General features: G+C 57.7%; 17 protein-coding genes. 6 read left to right on the forward strand and 11 right to left on the reverse strand.

Features of this window, described 5'->3' with window-relative positions; translation table 11 throughout:
• Positions 1–29: 29 nt before the first annotated feature.
• Positions 30–1502 carry a c-type cytochrome gene (locus ACMXYH_RS25200; RefSeq protein WP_415765303.1) on the reverse strand — a complete coding sequence of 491 codons (1473 nt, stop codon included), beginning with the start codon at positions 1500–1502 and terminating at the stop codon, positions 30–32.
• 439 nt (positions 1503–1941) lie between these two features.
• Between ACMXYH_RS25200 and ACMXYH_RS25205 the strand changes: the two genes are divergently transcribed.
• Complete coding sequence (locus ACMXYH_RS25205; RefSeq protein WP_129441891.1) at positions 1942–2283, forward strand: hypothetical protein; 342 nt, start codon at positions 1942–1944, stop codon at positions 2281–2283.
• 79 nt (positions 2284–2362) lie between these two features.
• On the opposite strand, the gene tam is transcribed toward ACMXYH_RS25205, so the two are convergent.
• Entirely contained in the window at positions 2363–3133 is a 771-nt protein-coding gene (gene tam / locus ACMXYH_RS25210) for a trans-aconitate 2-methyltransferase (protein ID WP_134418854.1), read from the reverse strand.
• Positions 3134–3578: 445 nt separating this feature from the next.
• Between tam and ACMXYH_RS25215 the strand changes: the two genes are divergently transcribed.
• The 3 genes from ACMXYH_RS25215 (at position 3579) to ACMXYH_RS25225 (ending at position 5359) form a co-directional block, all read left to right on the forward strand.
• Positions 3579–4082: an inclusion body family protein gene (locus ACMXYH_RS25215; RefSeq protein ID WP_415765304.1), complete on the forward strand. Its 504-nt coding sequence runs from the start codon at positions 3579–3581 to the stop codon at positions 4080–4082.
• A 124-nt stretch (positions 4083–4206) separates the two neighbouring features.
• On the forward strand, positions 4207–4746 hold the full coding sequence (locus tag ACMXYH_RS25220) for an AidA/PixA family protein (RefSeq protein WP_415767750.1): 540 nt from the start codon (positions 4207–4209) through the stop codon (positions 4744–4746).
• Positions 4747–4948: 202 nt separating this feature from the next.
• On the forward strand, positions 4949–5359 hold the full coding sequence (locus ACMXYH_RS25225; RefSeq protein ID WP_134418853.1) for a low affinity iron permease family protein: 411 nt from the start codon (positions 4949–4951) through the stop codon (positions 5357–5359).
• A 45-nt stretch (positions 5360–5404) separates the two neighbouring features.
• Here ACMXYH_RS25225 and ACMXYH_RS25230 read toward each other — a convergent pair whose 3' ends face one another.
• The 5 genes from ACMXYH_RS25230 to fos form a co-directional block, all read right to left on the reverse strand.
• Positions 5405–5908, reverse strand: coding sequence for a DUF4142 domain-containing protein (locus tag ACMXYH_RS25230; RefSeq protein WP_415765305.1), 504 nt, complete (start codon positions 5906–5908; stop codon positions 5405–5407).
• A 73-nt stretch (positions 5909–5981) separates the two neighbouring features.
• Positions 5982–6140: a KGG domain-containing protein gene (locus tag ACMXYH_RS25235; RefSeq protein ID WP_129441885.1), complete on the reverse strand. Its 159-nt coding sequence runs from the start codon at positions 6138–6140 to the stop codon at positions 5982–5984.
• A 117-nt stretch (positions 6141–6257) separates the two neighbouring features.
• The gene (locus ACMXYH_RS25240) at positions 6258–7607 is read right to left on the reverse strand and encodes a sensor domain-containing protein (protein ID WP_129441884.1); all 1350 of its coding nucleotides are present in this window, start codon (positions 7605–7607) and stop codon (positions 6258–6260) included.
• An 85-nt stretch (positions 7608–7692) separates the two neighbouring features.
• Positions 7693–8331 (reverse strand): LysE family translocator, encoded by a 639-nt coding sequence (locus tag ACMXYH_RS25245; RefSeq protein ID WP_129441883.1) that lies wholly within the window; start codon positions 8329–8331, stop codon positions 7693–7695.
• Between the two features lie 62 nt (positions 8332–8393).
• Positions 8394–8810 carry a fosfomycin resistance glutathione transferase gene (fos, locus tag ACMXYH_RS25250; protein ID WP_415765306.1) on the reverse strand — a complete coding sequence of 139 codons (417 nt, stop codon included), beginning with the start codon at positions 8808–8810 and terminating at the stop codon, positions 8394–8396.
• Positions 8811–8864: 54 nt separating this feature from the next.
• Here fos and ACMXYH_RS25255 point away from each other — a divergent pair, with 54 nt between their 5' ends.
• The gene (locus ACMXYH_RS25255; RefSeq protein ID WP_415765307.1) at positions 8865–9056 is read left to right on the forward strand and encodes a hypothetical protein; all 192 of its coding nucleotides are present in this window, start codon (positions 8865–8867) and stop codon (positions 9054–9056) included.
• Between the two features lie 159 nt (positions 9057–9215).
• Here the strand turns inward: ACMXYH_RS25255 and ACMXYH_RS25260 are convergent, their stop codons facing one another.
• Positions 9216–10127: a LysR substrate-binding domain-containing protein gene (locus tag ACMXYH_RS25260; RefSeq protein WP_415765308.1), complete on the reverse strand. Its 912-nt coding sequence runs from the start codon at positions 10125–10127 to the stop codon at positions 9216–9218.
• 77 nt (positions 10128–10204) lie between these two features.
• Between ACMXYH_RS25260 and ACMXYH_RS25265 the strand changes: the two genes are divergently transcribed.
• Positions 10205–10693 (forward strand): DMT family transporter, encoded by a 489-nt coding sequence (locus tag ACMXYH_RS25265; protein WP_129441881.1) that lies wholly within the window; start codon positions 10205–10207, stop codon positions 10691–10693.
• A 68-nt stretch (positions 10694–10761) separates the two neighbouring features.
• Here ACMXYH_RS25265 and ACMXYH_RS25270 read toward each other — a convergent pair whose 3' ends face one another.
• The 3 genes from ACMXYH_RS25270 to ACMXYH_RS25280 form a co-directional block, all read right to left on the reverse strand.
• A complete protein-coding gene (locus ACMXYH_RS25270; protein WP_415765309.1) occupies positions 10762–12093 on the reverse strand; it encodes an MFS transporter in 1332 nt (443 codons plus the stop codon).
• Positions 12094–12280: 187 nt separating this feature from the next.
• Entirely contained in the window at positions 12281–13207 is a 927-nt protein-coding gene (locus ACMXYH_RS25275) for a hydroxymethylglutaryl-CoA lyase (protein ID WP_415765310.1), read from the reverse strand.
• Complete coding sequence (locus ACMXYH_RS25280; RefSeq protein ID WP_415765311.1) at positions 13204–14397, reverse strand: CaiB/BaiF CoA transferase family protein; 1194 nt, start codon at positions 14395–14397, stop codon at positions 13204–13206. Before ACMXYH_RS25280 ends, ACMXYH_RS25275 begins: the two co-directional genes overlap by 4 nt.
• Positions 14398–14575: the final 178 nt, after the last annotated feature.

Genomic DNA, 14575 nt, shown 5'->3' on the forward strand with positions numbered 1-14575 from the left:
GTTTCGGTGCATTCCTGGCTGCTTTACGGCTACTTCCCTGGCTCCGCCTTGCTCGCATCAGCGTCGGCATTCGCTTTGGATTTGATAAAAGCGATCAGTGCGTTCAGGTCCTTGTCGCTCGGAGTAAAGGGCGGCATGACGGCTGCATAGCCCTTGACGATTTTGGCTCCGGGATTAAGAACCGAATCTTTTATATAGCCCTCGTCGGCCTTGATACTCGTACCGTCGGCAAGGGCTTCTGTCTTGCCATACAGGCCCTGCCAACTAGGGCCGACACCCTTGCTGCCATCGACACTGTGGCAGGCCAGGCAGCCGAGCGACTGAGCCAGCCGCTGTCCCTGCGCCGCCAAGTCGTCACCTGGGCCCGACGCTTCGCTGGCAGAAGGTTCATTGTCTTGCTGCGCGGCACCCAGTGATTTGATCAGGGCTACAAGTGCGCCCAGCTCATCGTCAGTGAGAGTATAGGCCACCATGACTGGCGGGTAGCCCTGTACCAGTCGGGCCTTCGGATCGAGGATCGACTCTTTCACGTAGGCCTCATCGACCAGCGCACTGGTGCCATCGGCAAACTGTTCAGTGCGGCCGTACAGACCCTTCCATCCCGGGCCGAGACTGGCACTGCCATCCTGGCTATGGCAGGCACCGCAGCCGTATTTTTCGACCAACAGCCGACCTTTTTCCAGCACGCTGTCCCGACTGGGCTTGGCAGCTGTCGTTAATGTCTGCGCAAAAGTCGGTTGGCTGTTCAGCCATTGATCGAAGGCGTCCTGTTCCTCCACGATCATATGACCGCGCATGTTGTAATGACCTACGCCACAATATTCAGCGCAAAGGACTTCATACTTTCCGGTTTTAGTCGGTGTAAACCAAAAGTACGACACCATCCCTGGCACCATGTCCATCTTGCTGCGCATTTGTGGTACATAGAAATCGTGCAGCACATCTTTAGAGCGCAGTAAAACTTTTACCGGCTTATCGAGCGGAAGGCGAACTTCATTGTTTATTATAAGTACATCGTCTTGCCCAACAGGATCCTTGGGGTCAAGGCCAAAGGGATTGACGGAATCAACAAACTTAATATCCGACTTGCCCAGTTTCCCGTCCTGGCCGGGAAAACGAAAGGCCCACTGCCACTGCTGGGCGACCACTTCAAGTTCATAAGCATTATTCGGCACCCGGACAAAGTCACTGTAAACAACCAGACCTGGCGCCAACATCGCGGCAATACCTACCGAGGTCACGATAATTAACCATGTTTCCAACTTTTTATTTTCTGGCTGGTAGGCCGCCCTGGCACCTTCCTTGTGACGGAAACGTATCACGGCCACCGCCATGAAGAGGGTGACGGCGATGAAAAATATTCCGCTAATGATCAGGGTGATGAACAGGGTGGTGTCTATTGACCCCCAGTTGGAAGCTGCCGGTGTCGCATGCCAAGGCGCAAGTATATGGAACAGCACAGATGCAATAACGATTAGTACAAGAATAATTGCCATTGCCATTTTGCTTTCATCCTATTCCTGTTACTCATCGGTATGCATAAGCATCGCCACAGAACAACATCGTCAAATCAATACTAATCTGACGCCAAAACAGGCTAGACAAATACCACCTATCTTCGTGGCAAAGTCCGCAGGAAGTATAGTTCATGGCCGGAACAAGCGCTTTTCCTGAAAAGCCGTGTTGCCTGGATATTCCAACCTCAGCACCAACTTCATTACTTGAAACCTATTCGCTATATATAGCTGTAACTATTCAGCAACACATCTCGTCTGGACGACACGTCGAGCAAGCGAGGTCCGGTTGCCAGCTATAATTAGGTCTGATTACGGAAGGCAAAGATCGGCTAAAAGCGCCCGCAAAGATCCTCGCCTATGTATAGCGGTCAGACAAGACGGCCAAGGGCGATAGCGTCCAGCCGTCCACAACGGAGATTTCGTCATGAGTGCCTTGACGATCGAAGGCTGGTGCAAAGTCAACGGAGAACAAAAGTCGACCCCGATGGGTGAAATCCATTTTTACGTCGATGGCCCCCTCCATCTGGGTCTGGAGCAAGCAGAAGAACGCCTGCAGAAGACCCATGAGCGTGAAGCCATGGTGGATGTCGACATGGACACACTGGAGTTGCAATTGCCGGAGGGATACGCCCCCTTGTCCGACTGCCAGATGCGCGTCTATATACACAACGAACGTGGTCAGTTCCATCTGGTCGGGCATCGCGCGAGTGATGGAAGCTTGATCTATAGCAACGCGGTTTTGATTGATCAGCTGATTGACGCCTAGCTACGACGGAATTCTCGGCCATTGGTACGCGAAAGGGACAGACGAAAAGAGCGGGATCTGTCCCTTTTTCATTAACGCATCAGCGCGTCGCAACGATAAACAACCGTGGGAACGGCAGCAGCACTGAACCATCGGCCAACGGCGGATAGGCCAGTTCGATTGCCGCTTGATACTGCTTGAGATACTGCGCCCGCTCCGCCGCATCCAGCGGATCGAGAAACGGCCGCAAACCGCTGCCCTTGAACCACTCGACCACACCAGACGCGCCGCCAGCCAGTGGATGATGGTAAGTCGTGCGCCACACATCGACACGGGAACAGTGGGCTCGCAGCATCGAGTAATAACCACTGGCGTCTGCCATCTCTGTCCGCTGCCCGGCGGCGCCCGCCAGTTTGCCAACCCATGGGCCATCGGCTGCAACTTCGCGCATCAAGCGATGCGAAGGTTCGTTGAGATTGTCCGGCATCTGGATCGCCAGGCTGCCACCAGGGGCCAGCTTGCTCGCCAGTGCAGGTAGCAACTTCGCGTGGTCGGGAACCCACTGCAACACCGCGTTAGCGAAAATCACATCAAACGGGCCGTTTTCGTTCCAGGTATCAATATCAGCCGTATCGAATTGCACCTGCGGCAAGCGCTTGCGGGCGGCGTCGATCATATCGGTCGAACTGTCCAAGCCACGTACCGTGGCATTGGCGAAGCGCTCAACCAACAACTCGGTCGAATTACCGGGGCCGCAACCGATGTCGATTGCCGAGCGCGCGTCCACAGCAGGGATCGCGGCCAGCAGGTCACGCGCGGGGCGTGTGCGTTCATCTTCAAAGGCGACGTATTGTTTGGCGGACCAACTCATTGCGTTCTCCTGTCGGTGCGTTGTTGTAGCAAGAGGCGGAAAACCGGTTCGCTACGATACCTCGACCGGTGCGCTCTGCCCTATCCGACCTATGGCGAAAGGTGTCAGGTAACCCAACCCCTCGTTGCCATACCCACGGGACCAAACGCACAAAGAGGATTTGAATGAGCATTTTTATCGCAAAATCTTCTGAAGTCATAACCAAATCGACCGTTCGTCGAACTAGAAGCCAAGCAATTTTGACAGCCTAAAATTCACATCTATAGTCCTATCGCGGCCCGTCGGAAGGAACCCGAACCCGTTAGTTTGCACGCAAGGAGCAAGGCCAGCTCATGCCCGTGACAGGTGGGTTCCGCCCGTAGTGTGTTCGCAACGGCCGTAAGGCAAGCAAGCGTTGTTGTGCCTGGAAGATGCCAGGCATTCACTATGAACAAGGAGCTTTACTATGTCTCGAGTCACGGATGTACTTGTTTCAATCGACACTGAAACCATTCTGAAAAACTACCCGAACATCAGCAAAAACCCTGCCGCGCCGACGTTAATCGACGTCAATCATGTGTACATGGTGACCAATCAGAACAACGTGGTCAGCGGCCAGGCCGGTGGCGAACTCAACTTGAAAGCCCAGGTAGGCGACTTGATTCGCTGGCGTGAAACCAGTCTGTCGCAGAGTTTCGAGACTGCAGTGATTTTCTACAAGTTTGTTGGCAACGTCGGCAACGAGTTGATCTCCACACCCACGCCCCGCAAGGCTACAGCGTGCGTTGCCGTTCCCAACACCAGCAACCCGTCGGTTCCAAGCTGCCAGAAAGTTGATAACCATTACTGGTCTTCGGAAACACTTTCGTGCGGTAGCGTGACCTACCACTTCCATTTCCTGATCGTTGATCGCGACTGCAGGATCGTAGGCTGCTGCTCGTGGGATCCGTTCATTACCATCCGTAACTGACGATGACCAGGCCCCTTGGCGACGAGGGGTCTACCGAGTTCGTTGCCGCTTCGGCCGGGACGGGATGCCTTGCTTGAACCGATGCGGCTGCCGTCTTGAATCAACATCATGAAAGGAATCCATGATGACTTCCGAACCGATTGCCTCCCCCTCGGCGAGTATCGCGCCAGCCAATAATGTGCTGCTGATCGTCGATGCCGAATCACTGCTTTCACGTTATCCACAACCCAGTGTTGAGCCGCAAAACCCGACCGAGATTGAAGAAGGCTTCATCTTTGCCATCAGCGGCACAAAACCAACACAAAGTACAATTAATGACAGCTTAATGACGCTTACCGCCAATAACGGAAAGAACTTCCAAATCCGTGGCAGGACCGTCAGCTTGCTCGCCGAACACAGCGTGGTGTTCTACGAGATACATGTAGGTAATGCCGGGGTCCTTTCACCGCCTGAACTGGTGGTCCACACAGACCTGACAGTCCCCGCACCCGACCCCGAAAACCCAACCCAACCGGGCAGCCATACGGCCGATGATCATTACTGGCACTGCACGCAATTGGCGGCTGGGGTGGCGTCGTGCGAACTGAAATTCATGTTGATCAATAAAAGTTGCGAGGCATTGGGGTACTTCAGTTGGTCGGTGGACGTGAAGTTGGCGGAGTGAATGGACGCCTAAAAAACCGGCCTCAAGGGCAAATGCCAGTCAGTTAAGCTGCAATGTAATCCGTAGCAACTACGGATCGCGGCTTAACTGACTGACATTAGCCTCAAGGGCCGGTTTTTTATTGGATATGAAAATGTAATTAGAATTTCCAACACGCCGTCGCTGTCTGAAAATCAGGCGCATCCCTATAAGGAACACGGCAATGAAATTCGCAAAAGTCGCTCAGAAACTTGCCCTGTGGGCGGGCAGCCCCAAGACGTTCATGGGGGCGATCATTCTGATTTTTCTGTGGGGTCTGAGTGGGCCGATTTTTCACTTCAACGACACCTGGCAGCTGATCATCAATACGTCGACCACCATCATCACCTTCCTGATGGTGTTCCTGATCCAGAACACCCAGAACCGCGACACGGACATTTTGCATTTGAAGGTCGATGAGTTGCTGCGGGTGACGAAGGAGGCGCAGAACGCGATGCTGGGGCTTGAGGCATTGGACCTAAAGCAGCTGGAAGCGCTGAGAAAGCAGTATCGGAAACTTGGCGAGGGCGAAACGATTTCCCTGGACGGCACCGTCGTCCAGGAAAAAGGTAAGCAGGATTTGAATGAAAGCTGATTGGAGGATCGCGGGCGGCCCGAGGTCACCCGCGCAACCTGACAGCTATCGACTGGCTTGCAGCGCCTTGGCCATTTGCAGATGGTTCTGCAGTTTTGGCAACATTTCTTCGGCGAAGGCTTTGATTTCAGGCACGTCGGTGGTCTGCGCTTCCTGTTGAAGCTGTTCGATGGCTTCCTGGGTGGTTTTCACCTGGCTGGCCGCGTAGGCCTGGTCGAAGCTCGCGCCGTCCTTCACGTCCGGCATCAAGGCTTTGGCTTTATCAACGACCTCTTCGCGCGGGGCCACCGGTAAATCCAGTTGCTTGGCGATTTTCGCCAAATGCTGGTTGGCGGTGGTGCGGTCGTTGATAACGACGATGGTGTAGTCCTTGACCTCTTTGGATTCGGTTTTCTGATGCGCCAGGCGGCTGGCTTCGATATCGGCCATGCCTTTGGCCGATGCCTCGTTGATGAATTCGGCGGGGGACTGGGCAAAGGCACTGCTGGCACACAGGCCCAGTAACATAGCAAAACTGGTATTGCGTAATCGGGTGGCCATCCAGCTCATGGTCGCGCCCTCCTCGTAAAAAATTCAAACGGGAGCTTACGCTCCCGCCTCTCAATCAAAACTACCTTCACCGCTATTTCGATTTCTGACCACCTTTGCGGCCCATGTCGGGTTTCACAGGGTCTTTATCGACAGTCGTGGTGGTAGTTTTCCCACCTTTGCGACCGGTTTCAGACGCCTTCGTTCGATCGTTGGCGAAGTTTCCCGAGTTCGAGTTTCTTGAATTAGGCATGATTCTCTACCTCTTGGTGATGATCGCTGCGAGCAGGAGCCCGCATAGAATCAGAATTTCGATCGCCGCAAAGGTTTAGAAAAGTTGATATCGCCGCGACGAACGGTGGCAGATTTTTCAAGCCCCGAGGCGCTGGTGATGTTGGCGCTTGGCGGCGTACATGGCCTCATCGGCATGCCGGAACAACTGCTTTTCTTCAGTGCCATGGTCGGGGTATCGCGCAACGCCGATGCTCATCTGGATGCTCAGACTGTGGCCGTCCAGACGCAGGGGTTGAGCCAGGACCTGTCGGATTTTTCCCGCCACGCTGTCGGCGTCTTCCGAGGCGCGGATGCTGTGCAACAACACCACGAACTCGTCACCGCCAATGCGCGCCACCGTGTCAGTTTCGCGCACGCAGCCTTTGAGCCGATTGGCGACCGCTTGCAGCAGCATGTCGCCGACCGCATGGCCGTGGGTGTCGTTGACTTCTTTGAAACGGTCGAGGTCGACATACAGCAATGCCATACGCCCGGAATCCGCCCGCGCCAGCGTCAGTGAGTCTTTAAGCCGGTCACGGAGTAACTCTCGGTTGGGCAGTTGAGTCAGTTGGTCGTACTGGGCCATGCGCTGCAGTCTGGCATGCAATTGCTTGCGCTCAATCGCTGTGGCGACCTGGGCGCAAACGTATTGCAGCAGCTCCTTGTCCTGTTCGGTGTAGCGCTCACCACCGGGCACGCTTTTAACGATCAGCGCACCGATGGTGCCGTTTTGTGAACTCAACGGCACACCCAGCCAGCAAGGCGAATGCTGGCCCGCGACCAGCGCCTCAAACCCTTCCGGCAAATTGTCCTGATCCGGGGTCAGTAGAATCGGCTGACCGCTGCGAATCACCTCGGCGCAGAGACGTCCGGTGATCGTTCCGGGCTGCTCAGGTTGCAGCTCCAGGTCGTCCACGTGATAAGGGAAATTCAGCTGTGCACAGTGTTCGTCATACAGCGCCACGGAGAAATTCAGCGCCGGCAGCCATTCTCCGATAATCAAATGGATGCGTTTGAACAGCGCCAGTAAATCTTCCGCCGCGTGGGCCGCTTCGGAAATCGCATACAACGCCGCTTGTCGGGATTCGGCCTGCTTGCGCTCAGTGATGTCGCGTGCCACGGCGATGCGCAGTTGGTCGACCTCCGACCAGCGCGCCGACCAGAGGATGTGCGCCACTCGGCCATCTTTACGCAGGTAGCGGTTTTCGAAATTGAGCTTGGGGTCGCCACCCATGATCTCCCGCGCGGCATCGAGGGTGCGCTGACGATCGGCGGGATGCACCAGGTCGATCATCGGCTGGCCGATCAGCTCTTCGGGGGTATAACCGAAAATACGCTCGCACGCCGCGCTGACAAATACGAAGCGACCTTGTTTGTCGACCGCACAGACGGCGTCCAGCAAGAGATCGATGAAGCTCGCCAACGGCGCGGAATTTCTGGTTGCCATAGTGCGGTGAGCGTGTCCGGCCAATGCAGCAATAAAGAACCCTCCCTGACCCATCAGTACAACTGACGCCTCCTTGCAATCAGCCTCACGCCTTGTTCGTCACCAGCCCCGGCAATGCATGCGCCAGGGCATTGATGGCGAATCCGATAAACATCACCCCACACAACCGGGTGATCAACAGCTCATGGCGCTGGTACAACATGCGCACCTGCCGCGCACCGACAATGCCAATGAGGATAGCGTAGGCCATGAGGCCACCGACGAAGCTCAGGACAATCAGCCACGGCAGCATCGACCAGTGCAGCAATTCGGCACGACTGGACAGCAGCGCCGTAAAAGTCGCTACCGCCACCGGGTAAGCCTTCGGATTGGTCAGGCCAAACAGAATGCCGTGCCAGAACGGCTGCCGCGCCGGGCCTTGAGGGGCTTCGACACTGCTGCGACGAGCGCGAACCGCACGCAGACCGAGCCAAAACAGATACAACCCGCTGAGCACACCCAGCACATCGAACGCGGTACTGCCGATTTCCCGTGCACCAACAATTGCGATCAGCGCAGTGCTGCACCAGACCACATCCCCCAGCAAATGCCCGCAGAGAAACCCCGCCCCAGCCCGCCGACCACGCGCCGCACCGATGCCGAACACCGCCAACACACCCGGCCCCGGCGTGATGCCGTAGATAAAGCCCGAGGCGAGAACAGCCATTAGCAGCGATGGGGTCATTGGAAGTCCTGTTGAGCCGGGGTGAATGCACGCAAGTCTATCTCAGGTCTCCGGGACCCGACTTACTGATCGTCGAAGAACTTCATTCCCGCATAGGGCCGCTGCCGACAGGCTGCCAGACGCGATTCGAGATTACCGACATGGGCTTCGAGCTTGTGACCGTCCGAGTCGAGGAAATAGAAGGACGCGCCCTCACTGCGGTTGTCGCGCCATTCCTGCACGTTGGCGGATCGCAGGCGTTCGACGAAGAGCGGGAAGTCTGTTGCGTTAATGCTAAAGGCGAAATGGGTGTAATCGGCGGCGGATTCGGAGTTGCGCAGTGGATCGAGGGAAAGGCACAACCACAGACCCGGCAGCGAGAGATAGGCGCCGGTGTCCCACGTGGTTTCAAGCTGAAGTTGCAGCAGATCGTGATAGAACGCCACGCTGCGGTTCAAGTTGGTGACGGCGAGGGTCAGGTGGTTGAGGCCTGTTAGCAATTTTATTTCCTCAAGGGTATTTTCTGAACCAACGGTATCTGGAGCGTAAAAGCAGTGGAAAAGCCTAAAACCAAAAGACACAGCGATGCGTTTCATACAACAGACATATCGCACAGACACTCAGCACGCCAGGCCTTGATGTTCGACGAAATCCAGCAAGCGCTGAGTGAAGCGGATAGCGGTGATTTCGCGAGTCCAAAAGAAATGAAAGCGGTTTTAAGCAAGTGGGTGACAAACATCAGCTGATGCGCCGCTTTCAAACCAAAATGCTCGTCATCAACCACAATGCTGTTCGCTTAAGAAAATCTTGAGGCGAGCGAGAAATCTGTGGCATTCCGATAAGCCCCCTTGCCACAAATGCAGGCATACCTGAAATACCACGTTTAAGTGAACAGTATTGCGTCATCAACCGCGTCCAATCCCCTCCTCAATCCGCCCATTCAACCAGTTCAACGCCTGATCCCCGCCCCGTCGCTTGTGCCAAACCAACACAAACGCAAACGACGGAATGTGAAACGGCGGCGGGACGACAATCAACGACTGCTCATCGATATTGAGCAACCCTCGGGAAGCGACGGTGAGGATCAGGTCTGTGCCGCTGATGAACTCCGGGGCGACGCTCCAGTGCGGCAGGCTGATCGCCACGCGACGGCGTTCACGCAGGGCTGTCAGGGCCCGTTCGATTTCCGGGGTGCCGCTGCCGCGCATTTCCAGCAGGACATGGGGGCGGGCGAGGTAGGTCGGCAGGTCGAGCACGCCATCGGCGGGCAGGCTGTTGCGGTCGACCAGACAGGCGTAGTGCTCTTCGAACAGCGGGGTACTGCGCAACTCGTTCGGCAACTCTGGAAAGACACCTGCCGCCACGTCGATGTCGCCGTTGAGCACCCCCTCGAGCATGCCTTCGCGGCTGGCATGGCTGATTTGCAGATCGATGCCCGGCGCTTCCCGGCGCAAGGTCCGTATCAACCCCGGCAGGACGATTGCAGCGCCATAGTCGGACATCGCCAGTCGAAACGTGCGCTTGGCGGTGGCCGGATCGAAAGTATTCGGTGCCAGCAGCGATTGCACCTGAGCCAGGGCTTCGGCCAAAGGTGCCATCAACTCCAGGGCTCGTGGGGTTGGTACAAGACTTGCGCCCGCCCGCACCAGTAAAGGATCGCCAAGCAGATCACGTAGTCGCGCCAAGGCATGACTGACGGCCGGCTGACTCAGGTGCAAGCGCTCGGCGGCACGGGTCACGTGTTGCTCGCTGAGCAAGGCGTCGAGGATCACCAGCAAATTGAGGTCGACACGGCGCAGATCATTCATCTGATGCATGTTCTTGATAGCTATTTGGAATTTAAATCTGCGCGACGAATACTCTAGAGTCCAGCAAAACCTGTTGGAGATTTATCATGAGTACGTTGCATTGGGCCGGGCTGTTGCTGCTGGCCGTGATAGCCGGGGCGGTGGTGCCTTTTCAAAGCGCGATCAACGCCAACCTCGGTCGCGGCTTGGGTCATCCGTTGTGGGCAACCCTCGCGTCGTTGTTGGTGAGTATTGTGGTGTTGTTGCCGGTTATGTTGGCGCTGCGTTTGCCGTTGCCGTCGCTGGCGTTCATCAGCAAGGCGCCACTGTGGATGTGGGCCGGTGGCGCGTTTGGGGTGTGCTTCATCTCGCTGGCGCTGATGTTGCTGCCCAAACTCGGGGCATCGGGGTTTATTGCTTTGGCGCTGGCGGGACAGGTGGTGGCGTCGCTAGTGCTGGATCACTTCGGGTGGTTTGGGTTGGTGGAGCGGGAGATGACAGTACCGCGGGTGTTTGGGGCGGTGTTGTTAATGGCTGGAGTGGTGTTGATTCAGTTCGGTGGCACATTGGAAAAAGCGATAACAGCAACGTCTTGATCGCAGCCTTCGCCAGCGCCTGCAGCGATGCGTGGTCGATGCAGAAACTGGCGTAGCCTGCGAAACCTTTAAAACTTGTCGAGCGTGCGCAGCTTCTGTGGCAACCCCCACATCAACAGCGCGACGGCGATCAGCGCAGCGACGCCGATGACATACAGTGCCGGCGTGGTGCTGCCCGTCAGGTCTTTGATCCGCCCCACCATCACCGGGCTGACGATGCCGCCGAACTGGCCGAGGGTGTTGATCACTGCGATTCCGCCAGCAGCCCCTGCACCAGCACCGGCCAGCAGTTTGGGCGGCAGGGTCCAGAAGCTCGGGATGGAGGCGATGATCCCGGCACCGAGCAAGCCCAGCGCGGCAATCAGGAAGGTCGTGTGGTTAGCGAAAATCCCTGCACAGAAGAACCCCACCGCGCCCACCGCGACCAGACCTGCCACAAACTTGCGCCGTTCACCGGTCGAATCGGACAACCGCCCGATCACCACCATGCTGATGGCGCCGCAGATGTAAGGGATGGCGGTCAGCAAACCGATCATCACCGGGCTCTCGGCGCCGGCGCTGCGAATCAGTTGCGGGGCCCAGAAGTTCAAGCCGTAGGACGCCACCTGAATCAGGAAGTAGATCAGCCCGAGGGTCAGGAAACCCGGAATCCGCAGTGCGGCGAGCAACGAGCCACCGCTCTTGTGCGGTTCATGGTGCGCGATACGGCTGGCCAGCAGCGTCTTCTCTGACGGTGTCAGCCAGTGAGCGTCTTCGATGCGGTCCTTGAGCAACGTCAGCACCAGCAAGCCGAGGGCAATGCAAGGCACGCCGCCCAGCAGAAACAGCCAGTGCCAGCCGCGCATATCCATAAAACCGTCGAGGTGCTGCAGCACCAGCCCGGAGAACGGAGCGCCGACCAGACCTGCAAATGCCGACGACAGAAACAACATCGAAGTGATGCGTCCGCGATAGTGCTGCGGGAACCACAGCGTCAGGTAATACAGCACGCCTGGGGCGAAACCTGCTTCCATCGCACCAATGACGAAGCGCAGCGCGTAGAACTGCCATTCGCTATTGACGAAGACCATGGCCGCGGTGGCGAGGCCCCAGGACATCATGATCCGGGCGATCCAGCGCCGGGCGCCGACCTTGTAGAGCATCATGTTGCTCGGCACTTCGAAGATCACGTAACCAACCACGAACAGCCCGGCGCCGAGGCCGTAAGCGGTGTCGCTCAGGCTCAGGTCTGTCTGCAATTGGAACTTGGCGAAGCTGATGTTGATGCGGTCGAAAAACGCGAACAGGTAGCAGACCATGATCAGCGGCATCAGTCGCCAGGCGACTTTGCTGACCAGGGCTTTTTCTTCGTCGTGGCTAACGGACGGGCTCGCGCCCGCCTCCAGTACATTAAGGCTCATGATGGTTCTCCAGGCGGACTGCCCGTGGGTGTCCGATTGTTTTTGTTGTCTGGTTGAGATGCTCGGGTATGAATGCTTTTACTGTGGGAGCGGGCTTGCTCGCGAATGCGGTCTGACATTCAGCATTGATGTCGACTGACACGCCGCCTTCGCGAGCAAGCCCGCTCCCACAGGGGATTCGGTTTGGTCAGGACGGGGACGGATGCAGATCGCAATTGCGTCCGGCCTTGGCCAGCTGACCGGGCACTTCGTGGCCCAGCAGCGCGGGTAATCCACGCGACAATTGCAGCAACAGCGGCAGATCGATGCCGGTGTGAATGCCGATCTCATCGCACAGGTTAACCAGGTCTTCGGTGCAGATATTGCCGGAGGCACCCGGCGCGAACGGGCATCCGCCGAGCCCGCCCAGTGCCGCGTCGAAGCGTCGGGCACCGGCCTCATAGGCGGCCAGCACGTTGCACAGACCTAGCCCGCGAGTGTTGTGGAAATGCAGGGTCAAATCAGCCGGCGAAACTCGCTGCAAAACCCGCCGCACCAGACGATCAACCTGCCGCGGATTGGCCATGCCGGTGGTGTCGGCCAGGGTAATGCCCTGAATCCCGAGCTCCTGATAGGCCTCGACGATTTGCAGCACGCGATCCTCATCGATCTTGCCTTCAAACGGGCAGCCGAAGGTGGTGGCGATGCTGGCGTTGAGTCGCACCGTCGTCCCGCGAACGTATTGCACGATCTCGCCGAACGCGGCCAATGAGGCTTCGCAACGCATGCGCATGTTGGCCAGGTTGTGGGTCTGACTGGCGGACATCACCAGATTCAACTCGTCGGCCCCCGTCGCCAGCGCCCGTTGCGCGCCTTTGAGATTGGGGATCAACGCGACGTAGATCACCCCCGGTTGCCGGGTGATGCCCTTGAACACCTGATCACCATCGCGCAGCGCCGGAATCGCCTTGGGGGAAACGAACGAGCCTGCTTCGATGCGGCTGAAACCGGCCAGTGACAGCTGATCGATCAAGGCAATCTTGTCGACGGTTTCGACCCAGGTCGGCTCGATCTGCAAGCCGTCGCGGGGGGAGACTTCCTGAACAATCAGGGTCTCGGAAAAATCAGTGATCATTGCACCACCCCTTGAGCTTTCAGCCGTTCGATGTCCGAACCGGTAAGGCCCAGTCCCGCGAGAATGCCGTCGGTGTGCTGGCCCAATGTAGGTCCGGACCAGTTCACGCCACCGGGAGTCTCGGACATTTTCGGCACAATTCCGGGCATCTTCACCGTGGCGCCGCCGGGCAGGTCGGCGTTGAGCAACATGTCCCGCGCCTGATAGTGCGGATCGGCGACGATGTCGGCGACTGAATAGATGCGCCCGGCCGGGACTTCGGCAGCTTCCAGTGCCGACAACACATCGTCGATCGGCAGGCTGCTGGTCCAGTGAGTGATCGCCGCATCGAGCACGTTGCTCTTGGCGGCACGCCCGTCGTTATGGGCAAACTCCGGCGCATCGGCCAGATCACGGCGACCGATGACGTCCATCAAGCGCTTGTAGATCGGGTCGCTGTTGCCGGCGATCACCACGTAGGCGCCATCGGCCGTCAGATAGGTGTTGGAGGGCGCGATGCCCGGCAAGGCCCCGCCGCTGCGCTCACGAACATGGCCGAGCATGTCGTATTCCGGCACCAGGCTTTCCATGACGTTGAACACACTTTCAGCCAGGGACACATCGACCACTTGCCCACCGCCCTGCCCGGTCTTGACCCGCAGCAGCGACATCAAGGCACCGATCACCGCATGCAGCGAAGCCAGGGAATCGCCGAGGCTGACGCCCACCCGAGCCGGGGGTGAACCGGGTGTGCCGGTGGTGTAGCGGATCCCGCCCATGGCCTCGCCGATGGCGCCGAACCCAGGACGATCGCGGTACGGGCCGGTCTGCCCATAACCGGAAATACGCACCAGCGTCAGGTTAGGATTGAGGGCGTGTAACACGTCCCAGCCCAGACCGAGTTTCTCCAGGGCGCCGGGGCGCAGGTTTTCGATCAGCACGTCGGCGCTGGTCGCCAGTTGCTTGACCAGTTCAATGCCTTCGGGGGATTTCAGATTCAGTGCCAGGGACTTCTTGTTTCGCGATTGCAGGTACCACCACAGCGACGTGCCCTCGTGCAGCTTGCGCCATTTGCGCAGCGGGTCGCCCTGACCCATGGCTTCGATCTTGATCACTTCGGCGCCGAACTCGGCGAGCATGCGCGCGGCGAACGGCGCGGCGATCAGCGTGCCGATCTCGATCACTTTGATTGCACTCAAGGGGGCAGTCATCGCGGGGTACCTCATGTTGTTCTTGGAATATGAGCCAAGGCTAGAGGACCACGGGGGCTGGAATCCAACCTTCAGTTGGCAACGAGCGTTCGCGAAACGCGAACGGTCTGGAAGATTACTGCGACCTCAGGTCAGCCTTCGCGAGCAAGTCGAATCGTCGCACCGCCGCTCCCACACT

Source organism: Pseudomonas frigoris (assembly GCF_047758635.1).
GTDB classification, from domain to species: domain Bacteria; phylum Pseudomonadota; class Gammaproteobacteria; order Pseudomonadales; family Pseudomonadaceae; genus Aquipseudomonas; species Aquipseudomonas frigoris.